This window comes from Rhizobium sp. C4 (assembly GCF_021026315.1).
Classification (GTDB): domain Bacteria; phylum Pseudomonadota; class Alphaproteobacteria; order Rhizobiales; family Rhizobiaceae; genus Ensifer_A.
Window position 1 is genome coordinate 371,914 of sequence record NZ_JAJNCX010000002.1, and the last position, 17,889, is coordinate 389,802.

The 17,889-nt window shown below is 63.6% G+C and carries 13 protein-coding genes; 6 read left to right on the forward strand and 7 right to left on the reverse strand.

The window, feature by feature from the left end:
- Positions 1 to 42 precede the first annotated feature (42 nt).
- A complete protein-coding gene (locus tag LQK84_RS05330; RefSeq protein ID WP_230827629.1) occupies positions 43 to 723 on the forward strand; it encodes an amino acid ABC transporter permease in 681 nt (226 codons plus the stop codon).
- Positions 720 to 1,481, forward strand: a complete 762-nt coding sequence (locus LQK84_RS05335) for an amino acid ABC transporter ATP-binding protein (RefSeq protein ID WP_230827631.1) — start codon at positions 720 to 722, stop codon at positions 1,479 to 1,481. The genes LQK84_RS05330 and LQK84_RS05335 overlap by 4 nt, the downstream gene beginning before the upstream one ends.
- Before the next feature lie 15 nt (positions 1,482 to 1,496).
- Here LQK84_RS05335 and LQK84_RS05340 read toward each other — a convergent pair whose 3' ends face one another.
- Positions 1,497 to 2,192: a fumarylacetoacetate hydrolase family protein gene (locus tag LQK84_RS05340; RefSeq protein WP_230827632.1), complete on the reverse strand. Its 696-nt coding sequence runs from the start codon at positions 2,190 to 2,192 to the stop codon at positions 1,497 to 1,499.
- Positions 2,193 to 2,455: 263 nt separating this feature from the next.
- Between LQK84_RS05340 and LQK84_RS05345 the strand changes: the two genes are divergently transcribed.
- The gene (locus tag LQK84_RS05345; protein ID WP_230827633.1) at positions 2,456 to 3,682 is read left to right on the forward strand and encodes a GGDEF domain-containing protein; all 1,227 of its coding nucleotides are present in this window, start codon (positions 2,456 to 2,458) and stop codon (positions 3,680 to 3,682) included.
- Between the two features lie 52 nt (positions 3,683 to 3,734).
- Here the strand turns inward: LQK84_RS05345 and LQK84_RS05350 are convergent, their stop codons facing one another.
- From LQK84_RS05350 to LQK84_RS05360, 3 genes are all read right to left on the reverse strand, one after another.
- Positions 3,735 to 4,454, reverse strand: coding sequence for a ParA family protein (locus LQK84_RS05350; protein WP_230827634.1), 720 nt, complete (start codon positions 4,452 to 4,454; stop codon positions 3,735 to 3,737).
- A gap of 180 nt (positions 4,455 to 4,634) precedes the next feature.
- Positions 4,635 to 6,722, reverse strand: a complete 2,088-nt coding sequence (pbpC, locus tag LQK84_RS05355; RefSeq protein ID WP_230827635.1) for a penicillin-binding protein 1C — start codon at positions 6,720 to 6,722, stop codon at positions 4,635 to 4,637.
- Positions 6,723 to 6,729: 7 nt separating this feature from the next.
- Complete coding sequence (locus LQK84_RS05360; protein ID WP_230827636.1) at positions 6,730 to 12,249, reverse strand: alpha-2-macroglobulin family protein; 5,520 nt, start codon at positions 12,247 to 12,249, stop codon at positions 6,730 to 6,732.
- Between the two features lie 237 nt (positions 12,250 to 12,486).
- Between LQK84_RS05360 and LQK84_RS05365 the strand changes: the two genes are divergently transcribed.
- Genes LQK84_RS05365 through LQK84_RS05375 form a run of 3 tightly spaced genes read left to right on the forward strand, consistent with a single transcriptional unit; the run spans position 12,487 to position 13,985 of the window.
- Complete coding sequence (locus tag LQK84_RS05365; protein WP_230827637.1) at positions 12,487 to 12,633, forward strand: hypothetical protein; 147 nt, start codon at positions 12,487 to 12,489, stop codon at positions 12,631 to 12,633.
- Between the two features lie 33 nt (positions 12,634 to 12,666).
- Positions 12,667 to 13,329 (forward strand): RBBP9/YdeN family alpha/beta hydrolase, encoded by a 663-nt coding sequence (locus LQK84_RS05370; protein WP_230827639.1) that lies wholly within the window; start codon positions 12,667 to 12,669, stop codon positions 13,327 to 13,329.
- Positions 13,326 to 13,985, forward strand: a complete 660-nt coding sequence (locus tag LQK84_RS05375; RefSeq protein ID WP_230827641.1) for a peroxiredoxin — start codon at positions 13,326 to 13,328, stop codon at positions 13,983 to 13,985. The genes LQK84_RS05370 and LQK84_RS05375 overlap by 4 nt, the downstream gene beginning before the upstream one ends.
- Positions 13,986 to 14,159: 174 nt before the next feature.
- Here LQK84_RS05375 and LQK84_RS05380 read toward each other — a convergent pair whose 3' ends face one another.
- Genes LQK84_RS05380 through LQK84_RS05390 form a run of 3 tightly spaced genes read right to left on the reverse strand, consistent with a single transcriptional unit; the run spans position 14,160 to position 17,879 of the window.
- Positions 14,160 to 14,678, reverse strand: a complete 519-nt coding sequence (locus LQK84_RS05380) for a sarcosine oxidase subunit gamma (protein ID WP_230827642.1) — start codon at positions 14,676 to 14,678, stop codon at positions 14,160 to 14,162.
- Positions 14,671 to 17,604: a sarcosine oxidase subunit alpha family protein gene (locus tag LQK84_RS05385; RefSeq protein ID WP_230827643.1), complete on the reverse strand. Its 2,934-nt coding sequence runs from the start codon at positions 17,602 to 17,604 to the stop codon at positions 14,671 to 14,673. Before LQK84_RS05385 ends, LQK84_RS05380 begins: the two co-directional genes overlap by 8 nt.
- The gene (locus tag LQK84_RS05390; RefSeq protein ID WP_230827644.1) at positions 17,601 to 17,879 is read right to left on the reverse strand and encodes a sarcosine oxidase subunit delta; all 279 of its coding nucleotides are present in this window, start codon (positions 17,877 to 17,879) and stop codon (positions 17,601 to 17,603) included. The genes LQK84_RS05385 and LQK84_RS05390 overlap by 4 nt, the downstream gene beginning before the upstream one ends.
- Positions 17,880 to 17,889: the final 10 nt, after the last annotated feature.

Consider the following 17,889-nt stretch of genomic DNA (forward strand, 5'->3'; position numbering starts at 1 on the left):
CTCCGGCCCGCCGGGGCGGATCGTTTTTCAGGGGTATCTGCCTTGCCTTCCTGGCTTCAACTCATGCTGGACTCGCTCCAGCCGCTTCTCTGGGCGGGCCTCATCTTCACGGTGCCGCTGACGCTTCTGTCCTTCGTGCTGGGCCTTTCGCTCGGGCTGGTGACGGCGATTGCCCGGCTGTTCGGTCCGAAGCCGGTGGCCGATATCGCCCGCTTTTACGTCTGGGTGATCCGCGGCACGCCGCTTCTGGTCCAGCTCTTCGTGATCTTTTACGGCCTGCCAAGCGTCGGCATCCTCTTGTCTGCGTTTCCGGCGGCCTTGATCGGTTTCACGCTCAATGTCGGCGCCTACACGTCCGAAATCATCCGCGCTGCGATCTCGTCGGTGCCGCGTGGGCAATGGGAGGCGGGCTATTCGATCGGCATGAGCTGGAGCCAGGCCATGCGCCGCACCATCTTGCCGCAGGCAACGCGTGTCGCCGTGCCGCCGCTTTCCAACACATTCATTTCGCTGGTCAAGGACACGTCGCTTGCCGCGGCCATCACCGTGCCGGAACTGTTCCAGACCGCACAGCGCATAGTCGCAACCACCTATGAGCCGCTGATCCTCTATATCGAGGCGGCGCTGCTCTATCTGGCCCTGAGCTCCGTTCTTTCGCTGCTGCAGACGCGGCTGGAGAAGCGTTTCGCCCGCTATGGCGGCTTCCTGGAGGCGCGCACATGATCGAAGTTTCCCACATCGAGAAGCGCTTCGGCGACAATGTCGTGCTCAAGGATGTCAGCGTCACGATTGCCGAGGGCACGGTGACCGCGCTGGTCGGCCCTTCGGGCGGCGGCAAGAGCACGCTGCTCCGCTGCATCAACCTGCTTGAAATTCCGACCGCCGGCACGATCCGCATCGGCGACAAGTCGCTGCAGTTCCAGCCCGGCAAGAAGGTCGGCTGGGATGCGATCCAGCCGCTGCGCCGGCAGACGGGCATGGTGTTCCAGAACTTCCAGCTGTTTCCGCACCAGACGGCGATCGAGAACGTGATGGAAGGTCTGGTGACCGTGCTGAAGTGGCCGAAGGAGAAGGCGCGTGCGCATGCGCTCGAGCTTCTGCAGAAGGTCGGCATGGAACACAAGGCGGATGCCTGGCCGGCAACGCTATCGGGCGGCCAGCAGCAGCGCGTGGCGATTGCCCGTGCGCTGGCGCCGTCGCCGAGGGTGCTGCTGTGCGACGAGCCGACCTCCGCGCTCGATCCGGAACTGGCCGAGGAAGTGGTCGAAGTGCTCAGCCGTCTGGCACGGGAAGGCACGACGATGATCATGGCAACGCATGATCTCAGGCTCGCCTCCCGCGTTGCCGATCAGGTGCTCTTCCTCGACGGCGGCTATATCGTGGAGCATGGCGCGCCAAGCGCCATTTTCCAGGCGCCGGAGCGCGAGCGGACGAAGAAGTTCATCGCCTCGCTCAATGCGGGCCACAGCTACGACATCTGAGGCCGGAGGTGCTGATCAGGCCCTCGGGGCTATCCGCGTGGAGATTTCGCCGAGGCCCTCGATCGTGACCACACAGGTATCGCCCGGGACGAGCGGCCCGACGCCGGCGGGCGTTCCTGTCATGATCAGGTCGCCGGGGGCGAGTGCAATCGAGTGCGACAGGTAGGAGATGACCTCCGGGATCGACCAGATCAGTTCGACAAGGTCGGCATCCTGCTTGACCACACCGTTGACCGTCAGGCGGATCGAGCCCTTCTCCGGATGACCGACCTCTGCGACCGTATGGACCGGACCGATAACGGCGGAGCGGTCGAAAGCCTTGCCGAAGTCCCAGGGGCGACCGAGATCCTTGGCCAACTGCTGCAGGTCGCGCCGCGTCAGGTCATTGCCCACCGCGTAGCCCCAGACGTGGCCGAGCGCGTCGGCCTCGGTGATGTTGCTGCCGCCCACTCCGATCGCGACAACCAGTTCGGCTTCGTAATGCAGGTTTTCCGTCTGCGGCGGGTAGGGGATCGTCTCTCCTGAATCAACCACGGCATCGGCGGGCTTGCTGAAGAAGAACGGCGGCTCGCGATCCGGATCCTTGCCCATTTCGCGCGCATGGGCGGCATAGTTGCGCCCGACGCAGAAGATGCGGCGGACCGGAAAGCGCGCATCCGTACCATGGACGGCAACGGTCGGCGTCGCCGGAGCGGGGAGAACGAGAGTCATGATTGCATCCTTCTGACGAGGCTTTTCGGCATGGTGCGAGCCCTTTTCTGGAGAACCGGACGTCGCTTGGGATGAAGTGATGGCAGCCTTCCCCTCCGGGTGTCAAGGCGGTCGCGGTGCCGTCAGAAGCCCCGATGGCCTTGTCGTGGTGGATCAGCACGACGGGTGTCCCATGTTTGGACCCGCTGCTGTTCGCCCATTCACGGAAAAGTAGCAGTTGGTGATTAGGAACGGCATGAAGCCCCCTGTCTTTCCGGTTTACCATGGACGTTGCTACAGTTCTCCTTCTGCACAAATCCTCCTTCATCGTCGGGGCGATTTGTTTCTGCTACGTCCGCTGGCGTTCGGGTGAGCCCGGTTTGAACTATCTTGCCGCCGGTTACGCACTCATGGCGGTTGCCTCCACGCTTGCCGGGGTGGGAGAGCAGGGCTATTTCCCGCTTTCTTACTGGAAGCTCGCAAGCTTCGTGATTGGAGTGATGGGCTATGGCCTGCTAGGCATGGGGCTGCTTCAGCTCAGCCGTCGCAAATATGACGTCACCCAATGGGCCTTGCCTGTCGCCGCCCTGGTCCTCTCGGTCGTGGTCATGTGGGCGCGCCTCTACGAAGCCAGCCAGACGCGTGCAGCCATCTTCAATTTCGCCACGGCTGTCGCTCTTCTCGTGCCCGGCATCCAGATTCTCAGAGACTTCTTCAAAGATCGGATATCTGCAAGGTTCGGCCTTCTGGCCTCCCTGGTGTCTGCGGCCACCTTTTCCCTGCTGGTGATCGTCGGGATTGTCTATCCCGGGTTTCTGCTGATCACGCCCGCCTATGCCTTCTTCCTGATGATCATATGCCATTTCTCGATGACGCTGTTCGTGGTTGTGCTGGTTCAGGAGAGGGCCGAGGTGCGCCTGAGGCATTACGCCGACACCGACGCTCTGACCGGCATTCCAAACCGCCAGCATTTCCTCGGCTCGCTGCCCCGCGCGCTGCAGGCGGGCGACACGTGCATCCTGCTCGATGTCGACTACTTCAAGGTGATCAACGACCGTTACGGCCATGAGACAGGCGATGCCGTTCTGGTCGGCATCGCTCAGGCCATCGCCGATGTTGCCGGTGGCGAAGCGTCCTTCGGCCGGATCGGGGGCGAAGAGTTTGCAATCTTCCTGCGGCACCAGACGGTCGAGAGCGCCAGTCAGTTTGCCGAGCGGGTCCGTCAGGCGGTGAAGACCCTCTCGTTCCAGAAGGGCGAGGCGACCATCAAGACCAGCATCAGCGCCGGCATTTCCGAATGGGACGGGATCGCCACGGCGGAGGCGCTGCGCGATCAGGCAGATCAGGCGCTCTATGCCGCCAAGCGAGACGGGCGCGACTGTGTGCGGGTGTATGAGCATGTTGGGAAGGATGCGGCCAACATGGATACGGCCCAGTCCATCAGTTCCGGAAGGCATCCTGCACCGCGCCGCAGACGCGTAAGCATCATCAGGCGCGTGGCGGCAGTCTAGCAATCAGCTCTGAACCTCTGCGGCCTTGGCTTGGAAGCGGCCTGGGCGCAGCTCAGCCAGCCATCCGCACGTCAGAACTTTCGCGCATCACCGGCTTGGTCGTGTAGGGGAGAATGCGCCGCAGCACTTCCAGTCCCAGCGCCTGTGCATTTTCCTGCGCCTTGTCGAGATTGGAAATGCGCTCGGGATCGGCCGTGTAGAGAGTCTCGCCGGACGTGAAGACGTCGCGATAGGCGGCGCGCTCGATGATTGGCGTGGCGAAGACATGGACGCGGCGCTTGGAGAGCAGATCCTTGACCGTCTGGAGCGAGCGCGTCGTCACCATCGGGTTGATGCGCGTCAGCACGACGGAATGGGGGATGCGGATATTGGCGCGGTCGGCGAGATACTGGATGAGTTCGATGACATTCGCGCCGCCCTCGGCATCCATGGCCGAGCCCTGGATCGGGATGATGACATATTGCGACTGGCCGATCGCCTGCGCCAGCAGCGGGCTGCGCGCGCCGGGCAGGTCGAGGAGGACGAAGTCCGCGCTCTCCTTGGCACGCTCGATATGGCCGTTGAGGCTGGCTGCGGTGACATAGGAGACGGCAGACAGCCGCTTTGGCGCGTTTGCGCCCAGCTTCTCGAACCATTTGCTGAACCAGAGCTGCGGATCGGCATCAAGAACCGTCACGGAGAAGCCCATGCGGATCAGCTCACAGGCCACGATGGCGACCGCCGTCGTCTTGCCGGCTCCGCCCTTGGTATTCGCGAACGCGATGATCGACATGATTGCCCCCGATATGCGGCTTTGAAATGCGCCGCCGAAACGATTGAAATCAGCTGCGTCGTGCATGTCCAAGTGTTGCGCAATTTATGGTTAACACAGGGTAAAATCGGCGCGCGAAAGCTGCCCACAAACGGGAATTTTAACAGAATCCGGAAGCAAGCGATCGAGATCGCTGCGGCGCTATTCCACGAAGACGCGAACGCTTGCCGCGCGGCCGGCGGCATCGATGACAGTCAGCGTCGAATAGCCAGCCCCCTCCGGCACCCATTGCATGGTGCGGCGGCGCGACAGCTCGGGAAGCGGCTTGCCGTTTGCGAGCCAATGGAAGGGCGCTCGGCCGCCCTGGAGTTTCAGCGACAGCGCTTCCGGCTGGGTGGCCGCATCGTTGATGCCAAGATCGACGCGCGCGCCTTCCGGCGGAAAGACGATCTGCGGGGCGGGCTCGCGCCCAGACATGGCCAAAAGGCCGGTTGCCGTCATGGAAAAACGCTTCTGGCTCATCGGCAGGTCGGCGGCGGCGATATGGGCGGCACCCTGCGGCGCAGGCGGGAAGGGAGCAATCGCCAGGCCGGATTTCACGAAGGCATCGAAGAGAATGGGGGCGGCGGAGAGATAGCCGGTCAGGCCCGGAACTGCGCCATTGTCCGGCCGCCCGACCCAGACGCCGACGACATGGGCACCGTCAAAGCCGATCGACCAGGCATCGCGATTGCCGTAGCTCGTGCCGGTCTTGTAGGCGATGCCGAGCTGGCGGCTGCCGCGCGGGGCGAGCACGTCTGAGAGAATATCGGTGATGTTCCAGGCGGCCACCGGCTCCATCAGCGGCTCGCCTTCCAGTTTCTCCGGCTGATCGTTGATGCCGTCGCCGATCTGGACAAGCTGGCCGCGGCTGGCAAGCCCGGCGTAAAGCTGCACGAGGTCCTTCAGCGTCAGGCCGATGCCGCCGAGAGCAATCGCAAGCCCAGGCGCTTCATTGGGCGGCAGCACGGGCTTTACGCCGGCGCGGCGGAAGCGAACCAGAAGCCGCGTCGGGCCAACAGCATCAAGCAGCCGCACGGCGGGCACGTTGAGGGAAAGCTGCAAGGCTTCCCGCACGCTGACGTCTCCCTGATAGGACATGTCAAAATTGCGCGGGCGATAGCCGAAGAAGTCCGCCGGGCGGTCCTCGATGATCGTCTGCTGTGCCACATAGCCCTGCTCGAAGGCGAGACCGTAGATGAAGGGCTTGAGCGTCGAGCCGGGCGAGCGGAGCACGCGCGTCATGTCCACCCAGCCGGCGCGGGTGGAATCGAAATAGCCGGCCGAGCCGACCTCGCCGACGATTGCGCCGGTGCGAATATCGGCCATGACGATGGCGACCGAGACCTTGGGGCCGAGGCGCTGCGCGGCACTCGCGGCGGCAGCTTCCAGCCCCGCCTGGACATCGCGCTTCAGCGTCGTCTTGTGCTGCATCACCAGCGGCTGCTTGCGCACTGCGAGTTCGGCAAGATGGGCGGCATAGGCGGGGAGTTGCCGGCGCGTCGTGGGGACGGGGAGAAGGCTCGCGCGCTCGGCCTCGCCTTCGCCGACGACCGCAGCGACGGCGGCACGGTTCAGTACCCGCGCTCGCACCTTGGCGGCAGCCTCCGCATTGCGGTCCGGACGGCGCTTTTCCGGCAATTGCGGCAGTGCGACGAGAAGGGCGGCCTGCGCGACATCGAGACGGGCCGGCTCGCGGCCGAAATAGGCGAGGCTTGCCGCCCGCACGCCTTCGAGATTGCCGCCATAGGGCGCGTGGGTCAGATAGAGGTTCAGGATCTCCGTCTTGCTCAGCCGCCGTTCGATCTGGAAGGCGCGGAACATCTGAAGCAGTTTCGCCGGCACGGAGCGCTCCGCGCGCGGCTCGATCAGGCGCGCAACCTGCATGGTCAGCGTCGAGCCGCCCGAGACGATGCGGCCATGGGTGACGAGCTGGACAAAGGCGCGGCCGAAGGCCAGCGGGTCGATGCCTCTGTGTTCGTAGAACCGCCGGTCCTCATAGGCGATCAGCATGCGGACGAATTGCGGATCGACATCGGCAACGGTCGTCTTCAACCGCCAGCGGCCCTCCGGCGTGGCAAAGGCACGCAGCAATTCGTTGTCCGCATCGCGCACCTCCCGCGAGACGACCTGCGCGCCCTCAAGCGGCGGCGGGAAGGCGCGGTCGGCGGCGAAAAGGCCGAGCACTGCGGCTCCGGCCAGGCTGAGAGCCAGGCCGAACCCGATGCCGATTTTCGCGCGCGTCCTCATGACGGTCTCAGCGCGCCACTTCCATGCGGCCCATCGCCGTGCGGGCCGAGAATTGCGGGCGATACATGTCCTCGACGCTTGCCGCCGGCTGGTCGTAGACGCCAGGCGTCACCGCGCGCACGACATAGGCGAAGGTGAGGTCGCGGTCGCTGCCGCTCGGCAGATCGAAGGCCGAGACGAAGCGGTCGTAGCGGAATTCGACATGGGCCGGCTGGATATCGGTCAGCCAATCGAAATTCGCCAGCTGGGCGCTGCTGACCATGCTCGGATTGTCGATCTCGAAGCCGGCGGGCAGAAGGTCGGTCACGAGAATGCGCTGTGCCCAGTCATTGTTCGCCACGACATGGAGAACGACGACATAGCGCTCATTCTGCTTCGCCTGCGCGACATTCGCCTCCTCACCGGCCAGCGTGTAGTAGTGGCGCTCGATGGTGAAGCCCTCGCCACCGGCGGGCAGCGGCTGGGCGGGGGCGGCAACGGTGGTGACATTGGCGGACAGCGCGTCCTTGCTTGTATTCGTCACCGTGACCGGATGTGCTTCCAGCGCCTCGCCCGTTGTCGTGGCCATATAGGCGCCCTTATGGGCCGCGCCGTTGACATCGAGCGTCAGTCCGTCGTCGCCGTTCTGGAGCGCTCGGGCGGCGAGCAGCATCCAGGCCTGTTCCTGCGTGCTCGTGTAGCGCCGCGTCTGCCAGTCCTTCGAGACGATGGCGGCAAGTTCCGGCACGATGGGCGGCACCGGATTGCTTTCTGCGGCCAGAGCGAGAATGGCGGCGCCATCGCGCAGGCTCGAGCCATAGTCGCTGCGGGCGAAGCTGACAGGCTTGCTGGCCTGCTGCTGGGCGTCCTGCAAGGCGTCAACGAAGGCATTGCGCGAACGCTGGGCATCACCATAGAGCGCGAGCGAGGCGGCGATCTGCGCCTTGGCAAGCGGCGTCGTGAAGGCATCCAGCATCGTGTCGGCATAGTAGCGCAGATCGCTGATCGAGGCCCGCTTGTTGCGCGCCAGAACATAGAGCGTATAGGCGATCTCGCTGCCATTCTCCTTCACGTTGGTATTGGCGCTCAGCGAATTCTGGAGGTTTTCCAGCGCCTGCACCATGGCCTGATCCGGCACGTCGAATTTCATTTCACGCGCCCGGGTCAGGAAGTCTGTGACATAGGCGTCAAGCCACATGTCGCCCGAACCCGGACCCCAGAGGCCGAAACTGCCGGTCGAGGACTGGTAGGAGAGTTCGCGATAGATCGCGTCCTGTACCCGCTTGTGCAGCTCGGCATCATTGGCAACGCCGTTGCTGGCCGCCATTTCGCTGAAATAGAGAAGCGGCAGTGCCCCGGAGGCGGTCTGTTCGGCGCAGCCATACGGATAGCGGCTGAGGCTCATCAGCAGGGCCGGCACATCAAACGCGCTGGAGCGGCTGACATTGATGCTGACGGAGGCACCGGGCAATATGCTGTCGGCGAGCAGAGCGGCATTGACCGTCAGCTTCGCGCCAGCCGCGAGCGGGATCAGACGCCGCTCGGTGACGGGCAGCTGGGCCGGGCGAACCGGGACATCGACGGACTGGTCGAGCGAAAGCCCGCCGGCGCCCGCTAGCCGGATCGCGACTGTGCCGCTGCCGGGCGTGCCGCCAGTCAGCGGCACGGTGATGTTGTATTTGCCACCGGGATCGAGATGCACCGTCTTGTTGGCGGAAGCCTCATCGAGCTTGGCGGATGTGTTTCCGGTGACGGAGAGCGTGTAATCGCCGGCGGGGGCATCCGTGTTGGCAAGATCAAGTCGCAGATCGGCCTTGTCTCCGGGGGCGAGGAATTTCGGCAGGCTCGCCGTCACCACGACCGGATCGCGAATGACCGTATCCTGGGTGGCATGTCCAACGCCCGTCTTTGACCAGGCGACGGCCATGATGCGCGCCGTGCCGTTGAATTGCGGAATGTCGAAGCTGACATGCGCCTTGCCCTCGGCATCGAGCTTCAGCGGGCCGGAGAAGAAGGCGACCAGTTTCTGTGTCGGCGGGCTTGCCTGCAAATGCGCCTCGCCACCATCGCCGCCGGTGCGCAGCGCGCCCATGGCGCCCAGCGATCCATCGATCAGGCGGCCATAGATGTCGCGGATTTCGAGACCCAGCATGCGCTGGCCGTAGTACCAGCCATCCGGCGAGGGCGGCTGGTAGCGGGTGAGGTTGAGAATGCCGACATCGACGGTGGCAATCGTCACATAGGCCTCTTCCTTCGCACCAGCCCCGTCCACCTGCACGGTGATATCGAGCGGCTTGCGCGGCAGGGTCTTCTGCACGGCATCGAACTTGATCGACAGCTTGCGTTCTGCCGGATCGACGGCGGCCCATTTCACGCCGATGGCGCGCATCGGCATATGGCTGTCCTGTGCATCGCCGGGGCGGAAGAGCGTGGCGGTGAGATAGGTGCCCGCACCCCAGTCGGCCGTGACGGGAATGGAGACTTCGCCGCCGCCGGCCGCGATGTCGGCCTCGCTGACGGAGAGCAGGGTTTCGGAACCCGCCATGACCATGACATGGCCGCCATAGCGCGAGGTGAGCTTCAGCTTCGCCGTCTCGCCGACCGTGTAGCTCGGCTTGTCGAGCGCAATGTCCAGCGCGTCTGGCGTCTCGGTCGACTTTGCCGCGACATACCAGCCGGCATTGAATTCGACACTCGATTCCGGCCCGTTCGGGTCAGCGGAGCTGACTTCGAGGCGATAACGGCCAAAGGTGACGGGGGCGGAAATGACGCCGCCCTCCGGCGTCGCATCCAGATTGCCGGCCGCCACCTGCTTGGTGGACATGACAGGCTCGAACTTCCAGGCATTGCCGTCGCGATACCATTGATAGTTCCGCTCGACGCTGAGCAACTTCCAGGTCAGACCCTTCATCGGCTGCTTCTGGCCGTTGGCGTCAATGGCGATGACACGGAAACCGGCCATCGCGTTTTCGCCGACGCTGCCGTCGAAATCGGGCTTGATGCCGATGCGCGGCCCGTCCGACTTGACGGGAAGGGTCAGTGAGCGCTCGACCGCGCGGCCACCGGCTTCCACCATACGCAGCGTGATATTGGCGTTGATGAGCTGGGTGGTCGAGGGCGTCTCGGAAAGCGTCACATCGAAGGCGGACTTGCCCTGATCGTCTAGCGGATCGAGGTTCTCGAGCGTCAGCTTGGCGCTTTCGGCATTGCTATCGCCGGCATTGTCGAGAGCCTCGCCGTCGCTGACCGTGTCTTCCTTGCCATTGCCTTCGTCGGCAAGGCCGAAGAAATAGCCCTTGTAAGCGTCGCTGAGGCGCGTCGGCTTCAGCACGACTTCGCCTTCCAGCGTGAGACCGGCGGCGGGCGCGCCGTAAAGATAGCGGCCATCGACCTCCACATGGGCGGGCGTATCAATGCCAATTTCCTTCGAGGTCGATTTCATGTCGAATTCGATGCGGTCCGGCACGAAATCATCGACGATGAAGGTCTGCGAGCCGATCGATGCGCCCTTGGGATCGACATAGATATTCATCGTCCACGTGCCGCGCATGGCATTTGTGAGGATCGGCAGATCGACCGTATAGCCGCCAAGCTTGCCGCCATCGGTGACGATGCGACGATCCTCGACGCCATCGGGGCGTAGGAAAATGAAGGTGAGGGGCAGGTTGTCGAGGGCCTTGGCCGAGATGTCTCGGGCAAGCGCTGCTGCATGGACGGTCTCGCCGGGGCGGTAGACGCCGCGCTCGGTCCAGGCATAGAGGTCGATGGCGCCCGGCGCGGTGCGGCCCGACACGCCACGATCGGAGAGATCGAAGCCGGCGCGGGTCATGTCGAGGAAGACATAGTCCTTGCCACTCTGCTGGGCAGTCAGAACAGCGGGTGTCATGCCGGCCGTGCCGCGCATCAGGCCGGCACTGAACGTGGCGCGGCCATTGGCGTCGGTTTTCACGGAGCCCAGGATTTCATTGTTCTTGGCAAGAAGTTGCAGATCCACGCCGGCCAGCGGCTTGGCGCTGCCGAGCGCGCGGGCAAAGACGTTGAGGCCGTCCGTGCCGGCATAGGTCGTGAGACCGATATCCGAGACGACGAACCATTGGGTTGCCTGCGGCTCCCATTCCTGGCCACCGCTGTTCGGCACCACGGCTGTCAGCACATAGACGCCGGGCTTGCGTTCGGGAACGACTTCATCGACGGGGAAGCTGGTGATGACATCCTTGTTGAGGGTCTGCTTGATGTCGATCGAGCCCTGCCAGACCTGTTCGCCATTGGTGTCCTTGATCGTGTCGGCGCTATATTTGTCGACCTGGGTCAGGAATTGCGAATTGTTGAGCAGCTGGGCAATGTTGCGGTCGCCGATGCGATAGAGCTTCAGATTGGCTGTCGTCGCGTTGACGGAGACGAGGGGAATGCCGCGCCGCGCCGTGGAGGGCAGGACGAAGTTGTCGCCGGTGAAGTGAACCGAGGCGGTGCGGTCCTTCACATAGACATCGACATTGACCTGCGAAAGCAGGCTTTCGTCGACGGAGGAGGGCAGGCCGGCGCGCAGCGATATGCGGTAATGCTGGCCGAATTCCAGACCCTCGACGCAAATCTGGTTGTCCTTGGCATCCACGCCCTTGGCGGCGGCATTGTTGACGGTGACGAAGGTTGCGTAATCGACGCCGCTCTTCAGCAGCTTTTCGGAAAACTGCACGCAGGCGCGCGGCTGGGCATTGTCATTGTCGAGCCTGTTGCCGGTCACGCGGAAGCCCTTGCGGGCGCGAAGGTCTGCATAGGCGGCCTGCACGGCGGCCGAGGAGACGAGATTGACGCTCGCCTTATAGGCGTCCAGCGCCTGCCGGTAGTTCTCCGCGTTTTCCAGCGCCTTGGCGAACACCGCCAGCGCATCGGCGCGGGCCGACGTGGTGCGGGTCAGCTGGTAGCCGTTGAGCGCGATATAAGCGGCGCGGGTCGCAAGCGACCTGTCATTGGTCACGGTGTTGGCGGCGCGCGCGGCCTCTATCCAGACATCGGCCGCGTCCGGCTCCAGCGAGAGTGCGGCCTCGAAAGCGGCGAGCGCATTGGGAATATTGTTGGAGCTTGCATCGAGCCGCGCCAGTGCCAGAAGGCTTTCCAGCCCCTGATCCTTCATCGTTTCGGGAAGAGCAAGAGCGTTGCGAAGATCGGCCGCGGATTGGACGAACGCGTCGGAGAGGAAGGGAAGCGCCGGCGCCGCACCGATATCGGGTTCCTTGGCAGCCGCCACTTCGACGATCTTGCCGGCAATGGCACCGGCGACGGTGTTGAGATGGTTGAAATCGGATTTCAGGAAGCACCATTTCACCTTGGGATTATAGGTGAAGGCGCGGCAGGACTTGTCGCCGATGCAGGCAGCGCTGCACTGATCCAGCGTCACGTTCTGCACGGTGCGCAGATCGAATCCGTAATAGTCGCTATCCTTGTTGGTCACGACCTGCCGCTTGGCGTCAGCGGCCTGCGCAAGGCCGGTGCTGCCAACCAACGTCATGAAAAGAATAGCGAAAATTCCCAAGAAAGCGCGCTTGTGCATGATTTTCCCCCTCACGCAGCCCGTCTGCGGGGGCACTCTTGAGCGTCGTGCAATGTTTGTCAACACAACGAATTATGGCAGTGCCGGGGGCCGCCCTCAAAGCCCGCAGCGGATAAAGCTGCGGCTTTGAATTTGAGAATAATTTTTCTCTTGCCGAGCTTGCCGCACAATCCGCTTCCTTAAGTCTACCGGAGAAGTGGATTATAAATGGTGCATCGCTTGAGGAAAGATGACGCCATGACGACCGAGACACGAGATACGGCCTATTTCGCCAGAAAGCCTTTCGTTTCGATCACGCTGCCGCAGCGGATTGCTGAACTGGCAGCGATCGCCGCAGCCTTCGGCTTCGTGATTTTCATGCTGGCCGGCGGCCACGTTTCCTAAAGTCGGCAATACACGAAGGGCAGGGTGGTTCGGATGGAAAAGATACTCATCGTCCCCGGCCTGTTCGGTTCCGGCGAGGGGCATTGGCAGCGCAATTGGCTTGACGATGTGGCGGGTAGCCGCCTGGTCGAGCAATCCGACTGGAACAGGCCCTGTTTCGACGAATGGGTGGATCGGCTTGAGGCGGAGCTCTCGGAAGGACCGGCTTTCATCGTCGCCCATAGTCTGGGTTGCCATGTCACGGCGGCGCTGGCGCGCCGTTCGTCTGCCGGTCAGGTTCGTGGCGCGATGCTGGTGGCGCCTTGCGATCTTTCGATTACGCGAAAGCTTCATGCGGAAAACTTCGCCGCCGTTCATGCCCCCGAGACAAGAACACTTCCTTTCCCCTCGGTGGTTGTCGGCAGCCTCAACGATATCTACATGCCGTTTGAAAATCTGACGGAAATAACCGCCGAATGGGGAGCTGATGTTCACATTCTTGGACAGGCGGGTCATATCAATATCGAAAGCGGCTATGGCCGCTGGACCGGTGGTTACGGAATTTTCCGGCAGCTGCAGGCAAAGGTGCAACATCAGGACAAGATCCCCGCGCGGCGCGAGATCGCTGCTCGATCCTATGATGCACTCCGGGACTATACGGCGTTTCGCATCGCCCAAAGCAACGGCGACTGCACTGAAAAGAGGAGTACACCATGAGCCTTCGCATTAACGACATCGCACCCGACTTCACGGCAGAGACGACCCAGGGCACCATTCATTTCCACGACTGGATCGGCGACGGCTGGGCGGTCCTCTTCTCGCATCCCAAGAATTTCACGCCGGTCTGCACGACCGAGCTTGGCGCGATGGCCGGGCTTGAAGGCGAATTCCGTAAGCGCGGCGTCAAGGTGATCGGCATTTCGGTCGATCCGGTCGAAAGCCACGCCAAGTGGAAGAGCGACATTCGCGTCGCCACCGGCTTCGACGTCGACTATCCGCTGATCGGCGACAAGGACCTCAAGGTCGCCAAGCTCTATGACATGCTGCCGGCAGGTGCCGGCGAGAGCTCGGAAGGCCGCACGCCCGCCGACAACGCCACCGTGCGTTCGGTCTTCGTCATCGGTCCGGACAAGAAGATCAAGCTGATCCTCACCTATCCGATGACGACGGGCCGCAATTTCGCGGAAATCCTCCGCGCCATCGATTCCATCCAGCTGACCGCCAAGCATCAGGTCGCAACGCCCGCCAACTGGAACCAGGGCGACGACGTCATCATCACGGCAGCCGTGTCCAACGAGGACGCGCTCGCCCGCTTCGGCTCCTTCGATACCGTCCTGCCCTACCTGCGCAAGACCAAGCAGCCGGCCGCCTGAGTTCAGCGTCTCCAGAATCAAAGCGCCCGCCGGATTTCCAGGCGGGCGTTCTTGTTTGAGGTTCGCGCTCAGCCACGCCTTTTGCAGGACATCGCGCGTTTGAGGGCCTGTTTGACTTTCCCCGCGATGATCGATGGTGGAGCGGTGTTTGCGGCACCGCGCCAGGCGACGCCCTCAGGCGGCGAGCTCCTCGAGCTCGCTGTAAAGCGCCTCCGCAAAGCTGCGGAGCACCGTCAGCTCGAATTCCGTCTCACCGGTTCGTGAAAGATGAACCGAGATATGACCGAAGAGGGTCGTGGCTGTGTGTCCCACAGAGAATGCAGAATCATGCAGATCGACTGCGGTACCTTTTGACAGAAGCTCCGTTGCGCGCGTGCCGGAGAGGCGTATGCGAACGCGTCCATGGCTCTGGTCGGACAGGTAGGTGCCCGGCGGCAGCGCTGTGACAATGGCTTGCAGCGCCTGGGCGTCAAGCGGCGTATCGCCGACAGCATACCACTGGCGATAGCCGGCGGGGCGCAGGGCGCTGCCGGTAAGGCCGGCGGAATCGAGAAGCGCCCGAAGGTCCGCCGAAGTCGTTGCCCCCATCACCTGCAGGACATGGCCTTCCGGCAGGGCTTCCAGCGTGATGCCCTTGCCGTGGCGCGCGGATTTTCCGGCGAGAACCGGCCTTGATGTCGGGAAATCAGGCATGGAGCTTCTCGTTTTCAGGATCGATGAAGACGGGGCTGCAGATGACCCCTTCGGTGAATTCATTGCGCAGGCCATTCCAGATCATGACCTTTTCGCCCAGTCGTTCCGGGCCGTTGTTGATCAGCGCAAGCCCGATCGTGTGACCGAGATTGGGCGAGAAGCAGCTTGAGGTGACATAGCCCTGATCGTTTTCCAGTGTCGCGGCTGCGCCATCGGCCAGAATATGCGAGCCGGTGCGGAAACTGGTCTCAGGATTGATCGGCTTCACGCCGACAAGACGGGGGCGGTCTGCTGCCTGCATGCCTTCGCGCGTGAGCATGGCCTTGCCGATGAAATCGGGCTTTGTTGTCGACACCATCCGGCCGAAACCGAGATCGCCGGGCGTGACCGTGCCGTTGATCTCGGCATGGGTGACATGGCCCTTCTCGATGCGCAGGACGCCGAGCGCTTCCGCACCATAGGCGCAGATATCGTGCTTTGCGCCGGCCTGCATGATCGCGTCGGCGACGGATTCGGCGTAGCCGGCGGGGACGCCCAGTTCATAGGCCAGTTCGCCGGAGAAGGAGATGCGGAAGAGCCGGCCTTCGAGGTTGCCGCCGAAGAGCGAGACGGTCCGCGCGCTCATGAACGGGAAGGCGGCGTCCGAGATATCCTCATCGACAATCTCGGAAAGAATGGCGCGGGACTTCGGTCCGGCAATGGCCATCTGCGCCCACTGGTCGGTGGAGGAGGCGAAATGGACCTCCAGTTCCGGCCAGAGCGTCTGGGCGCAGAATTCCAGATGCGTCAGCACGCCGGCGGCAAGCGCCGTCGTGGTGGTCATGAAGAAATGGTCTTCGCTCAAGCGGCTCGTCGTGCCGTCGTCATAGATCAGGCCGTCTTCTCGCAGCATGATCCCGTAGCGCGCCCTGCCGACAGGCAGCTTGGCGAAGCCGTTGCAATAGACACGGTCGAGGAAGGTGGCGGCGTCCTTGCCGAAGATCTCGATCTTGCCGAGTGTCGAGGCATCGCAGAGGCCGGCATTCTTGCGAATGTTCAGCACTTCGCGGTCGACGCTCTCGCGCCATGTCGTCTCGCCTGCGCGGGGGAACCAGGCGGAGCGATACCAGAGCCCGGTTTCCACGAAGACCGCGCCGTTCTTCTTGGCCCATTCATGCAAGGGTGATTTGCGGGCGGGCTGGAAGTGCTTGGCCCGCGAGGTGCCGGTCAGCGCCCCGAATGAGACCGGCGTGTAGAAGGGGCGGAAGGTCGTGGTGCCGACCTCTGCCGGCGACACGCCTCTGGCTTCGGCCAGAATGCCGATGGCATTGATATTGGAGAGCTTGCCCTGATCGGTCGCCATGCCGTTGGTCGTGTAGCGCTTGGCCAGTTCGACATCGCCATAGCCTTCGCGCACGGCAAGGCCGAGGTCCTTCAGATGCACGTCGTTCTGATAGTCCACGAAGGCCTTGCCCTTGCTGCCCTTGACATACCAGAACGGGGTGGCGGCAGCCTGTGTATCGTCAGCACTCAAGAAGGTCGGCTCGACTCTGGCAAAGCCGATGGCGGCAAGCGCCTCAGCGGCCTTGCGCGCGCCATCGCCGAGGCAGGCACTTGTCGAGGCATGTCCTGAGGCGGCGCCGGCAATGGTCAATCCCTCCTGCCGCTCCGGTGCGAGGAAGGCGGCGTGTCTCTCCGACCATACCGGCTTTGCGCCGCGATGGCAGGCGAGATGAATGATCGGGCTCCAGCCGCCGGACATGGCGAGCGCGTCGGCCTCGATCGTCTGCGTTCCGGAAGCGCCGGCGATATGGACGCTGCGGAGCGCCTTGCCGCCCGCCGCATCGACGATGCAGGAGTTGGCGAGCACCTTGGCCTTGCCCTGCCAGCCGGCATCGCTGCGGGCGCGCGGATCGACAATGGCGGCGACGTCCACGCCTGCGGCTTCCAGATCGGCGGCGGCTCGGTAGCCAGCGTCGTTGGTGGTGAAGACGACGGTGCGCTTGCCGGGCGCGACGGCCTGCCGGTTCAGATAGCTGCGCATGGCGCTGGCCATCATCACGCCCGGAATATCATTGCCGCCGAAGACGAGGGGGCGTTCCTCCGCACCCGTGGCGAGGATCGCCTGCTTGGCGATGATACGCCAGAAGCGTTCGACCGGCTGGTGCGGATCGGGCAGGGCCACATGCTTCTGCACGCGTTCGACCGCGCCGAAGACATTGTCGTCATACCAGCCGATGACGGTGGTGCGCGGCAGGCATTGCACATTCGGCAGGGCGTCGAGTTCGGCGAGTATCGTAGTAAGCGTCGCGTCACCGTCGGTCAGCAGAGAGCCGCCAAGTGCGAAGCCTTCGTCGGCGAGGAGGACGCGCGCGCCGGCGCGGCCGGCCGTGAGTGCTGCGGCGAGCCCTGCAGGTCCGGCGCCGATGACCAGCAGGTCGCAATGCGCCCAGCATTTCTCGTAAGCGTCAGGATCGGCCTCATAGGTGGCCTTGCCAAGGCCGGCGGCATTGCGGATCAGCGGTTCATAGACCTTTTCCCAGAAGCCGGCCGGCCACATGAAGGTCTTGTAGTAGAAGCCGGCGCTGAGGAAGGGCGACAGCAGCCCGTTGGCGGCGCCGATGTCGAAGGCGAGCGAGGGCCAGCGGTTCTGGCTGCGCGCAATGAGCCCGTCATGGAGCTCGATCATGGTGGCGCGAGTATTGGCTTCGGTGCGCCCGCCGGCTCCGGTCGTCACCAATGCGTTGGGCTCGGCGGCCCCTGCCGTCAGGATGCCGCGCGGGCGGTGATATTTGAAGCTGCGGCCGACAAGCTGGATGCCGTTGGCGAGAAGTGCCGAGGCCAGCGTATCGCCCGGATGGCCGGTCAGCGCCTTGCCGTCGAAGCTGAACTTGATCGTGCGGGTGCGGTCGATCCGCCCGCCGGTGGAGAGGCGATGATTGCTCATGCCGCACCTCCGAGCTTGGTCAGGGCAGCGTCGGTGACGCTGTGGACCTTGTGCGTCACGGTATCGCGCTCGACGATCAGCCAGCGGCGGCAGCCGGAGGAATGATGCCAATATTCCTTGTGCAGCCCCTTGGGGTTGCTGCGCAGATAGACATAGTCATACCAGACGTCGGGGCCGGCGTCGGGTGCCGGGCGGGTGAGGCTTGCATCACCCTTGATGGTGAATTCTTCCTTCGGGCGCTGGCCGCAGTGAGGGCAGGTGATCAGGCTTGCCATGGGTTCTCGT

What these genes read in the sequence shown, in the direction of transcription:
- LQK84_RS05335 (WP_230827631.1), top strand. Translation starts at nt 720, where the DNA reads ATGATCGAAGTTTCCCACATCGAGAAGCGCTTCGGCGACAATGTCGTG.
- LQK84_RS05340 (WP_230827632.1), bottom strand. Translation starts at nt 2,192, where the DNA reads ATGACTCTCGTTCTCCCCGCTCCGGCGACGCCGACCGTTGCCGTCCAT.
- LQK84_RS05345 (WP_230827633.1), top strand. Translation starts at nt 2,456, where the DNA reads ATGGACGTTGCTACAGTTCTCCTTCTGCACAAATCCTCCTTCATCGTC.
- LQK84_RS05350 (WP_230827634.1), bottom strand. Translation starts at nt 4,454, where the DNA reads ATGTCGATCATCGCGTTCGCGAATACCAAGGGCGGAGCCGGCAAGACG.
- pbpC (WP_230827635.1), bottom strand. Translation starts at nt 6,722, where the DNA reads ATGAGGACGCGCGCGAAAATCGGCATCGGGTTCGGCCTGGCTCTCAGC.
- LQK84_RS05360 (WP_230827636.1), bottom strand. Translation starts at nt 12,249, where the DNA reads ATGCACAAGCGCGCTTTCTTGGGAATTTTCGCTATTCTTTTCATGACG.
- LQK84_RS05365 (WP_230827637.1), top strand. Translation starts at nt 12,487, where the DNA reads ATGACGACCGAGACACGAGATACGGCCTATTTCGCCAGAAAGCCTTTC.
- LQK84_RS05370 (WP_230827639.1), top strand. Translation starts at nt 12,667, where the DNA reads ATGGAAAAGATACTCATCGTCCCCGGCCTGTTCGGTTCCGGCGAGGGG.
- LQK84_RS05375 (WP_230827641.1), top strand. Translation starts at nt 13,326, where the DNA reads ATGAGCCTTCGCATTAACGACATCGCACCCGACTTCACGGCAGAGACG.
- LQK84_RS05380 (WP_230827642.1), bottom strand. Translation starts at nt 14,678, where the DNA reads ATGCCTGATTTCCCGACATCAAGGCCGGTTCTCGCCGGAAAATCCGCG.
- LQK84_RS05385 (WP_230827643.1), bottom strand. Translation starts at nt 17,604, where the DNA reads ATGAGCAATCATCGCCTCTCCACCGGCGGGCGGATCGACCGCACCCGC.
- LQK84_RS05390 (WP_230827644.1), bottom strand. Translation starts at nt 17,879, where the DNA reads ATGGCAAGCCTGATCACCTGCCCTCACTGCGGCCAGCGCCCGAAGGAA.